Source organism: Mucilaginibacter sp. P4_G9 (assembly GCF_056400985.1).
The window spans coordinates 1-1,391 of sequence record NZ_JBFUKF010000737.1 but is presented as its reverse complement, the minus strand read 5'-3'; the positions used below and the strand labels follow the sequence as shown (position 1 = coordinate 1,391).

The following is a 1,391-nucleotide window of genomic DNA, read 5'->3' as shown; positions in this document are numbered from 1 at the left end:
GTGTACTTCCCCGTGGCGATTTATTTATTTCAGACAGCTTCTTAAAATTTTAAATAACCTTACCTTTGCACTTTGCTTTAAAGCCTAAAATTTAGGATTTAGCCCTTAGAATTTAGAGTTTCCTATGAAAGAACACCTGCAGCATCCTGTATTTTCTGTTATATCCAAACTTGCTGCACAACACAGTGTACAGATATATGCTATTGGTGGCTTTGTTCGTGATATTTTTTTAAATCGCCCCTCAAAAGATATTGATATTGTAATTATTGGCAATGGCATTGAGTTTGCCGAAGCAGTGGGCGCTAAACTCAAAGTAAAGGTTGCAATCTACAAAAATTTTGGTACTGCTTCGCTCAAATACCAGGACCTGGAAATTGAATTTGTAGGTGCGCGCAAAGAATCATACCGCCGGGATTCCCGCAAGCCCATAGTGGAAAACGGCACTTTGGAGGATGACCAAAAACGCCGCGATTTCACCATTAACGCGCTGGCCATATCTCTCAATCCCGATACCTTTGGTACGCTGCTTGATCCATTCAACGGCCTGGCCGACCTGGAACAAACACTCATCAGAACACCGCTTGACCCTGCCGAAACCTTCTCCGATGATCCGTTGCGTATGATGCGGGCCATCAGGTTTGCTTCACAGCTTAATTTCAGGATTGACGATATTGCCGTGGCCGCCATTAAAAATAATGCCGATCGGATCAGTATCATATCCCAGGAACGTATTACCGATGAACTTAATAAGATCATCCTGTCGCCTGTGCCCTCAATCGGGTTTAATTATTTGTTTGATACCGGCCTGTTGCACAAAATCTTCCCGCAAATGACCAGTCTTTACGGGGTTGATTACATTGATGGCAAAGGTMATAAAGATAATTTTTACCATACCCTGCAGGTGCTTGATAACATTTGTGAAACCACCGCCGACCTTTGGTTACGCTGGGCCGCTATATTACATGATATAGCCAAACCTGCTACCAAGCGCTTTGAGCCTGGTCACGGGTGGACTTTCCATGGGCATGAAGACAGGGGTGCGCGCATGGTGCCTAAAATATTTGCACAGTTAAAACTACCACTTAACGAAAAAATGAAGCAGGTACAAAAACTTGTTCAGCTGCATTTACGCCCAATTGTATTGTCGCAATCTATCGTAACAGATTCGGCGGTACGCAGGTTACTTTTTGAGGCAGGTGATGACATTGATGGCCTGATGTTGTTGTGTAAAGCAGACATTACCACAAAAAACGAATACAAGGTTAAAAAATACCGTAACAATTTTGAGCTTGTTCAACAAAAATTAAAAGATGTTGAGGAGCGCGATAGTATAAGAAACTGGCAGCCACCGGTTACCGGGATAGATATTATGCAGCTTTTTGGTATAAAAG

1 protein-coding gene is annotated in these 1,391 nt (G+C 42.8%); it reads left to right on the top strand.

Going from position 1 to position 1,391, the window contains the following annotated elements; translation table 11 throughout:
* Positions 1-124: 124 nt before the first annotated feature.
* A partial coding sequence (locus AC1DPZ_RS27205; protein ID WP_477409402.1) for a CCA tRNA nucleotidyltransferase occupies positions 125-1,391 on the top strand: 1,267 nt, incomplete at its 3' end.